The sequence below is a fragment of the Nocardioides sp. R-C-SC26 genome, assembly GCF_021246465.1.
In the GTDB taxonomy this organism is placed as follows: Bacteria; Actinomycetota; Actinomycetes; order Propionibacteriales; family Nocardioidaceae; genus Nocardioides.
The window spans coordinates 1-342 of record NZ_JAHRHK010000053.1 but is presented as its reverse complement, the minus strand read 5'-3'; the positions used below and the strand labels follow the sequence as shown (position 1 = coordinate 342).

The window sequence follows — 342 nt, the reverse complement described above, 5'->3', positions numbered from 1 at the left end:
GGCACGGGCACCGGGGTCTCCCACCGTGCGCGCCGCTCCGCATCGGTCTGCTCCCACCACGGCGTGCCGCGTTCTCCGAGCGCGACCTTGGCGGCCTGGTCGCCGTCGCGGGCGCGGCGCTCCCCGTCGTCGCCGTGGTGCCGGCGCACCTCCCGACGCCAGGCCATGAGCACGCGGGTGAGGTAGTCGCGCCGGTCGGACGGGATGTCGGGATCGGTGGCGCGCCAGCGACGCCCGTCGATCACGACATGGTGCCCGTCCTCGGTGGCACCGGGGCCGTCGCTCACCCCGAGAGGCTAGGGGCTCTGCCGAATCACGGGCGAGGATGGCCGTGCGGCGGCG

General features: G+C 76.0%; 1 protein-coding gene. It reads right to left on the bottom strand.

The features are described from left to right. A partial coding sequence (locus tag KSO97_RS17400) for a hypothetical protein (protein WP_232681932.1) occupies positions 1-287 on the bottom strand: 287 nt, incomplete at its 3' end. Positions 288-342 lie beyond the last annotated feature (55 nt).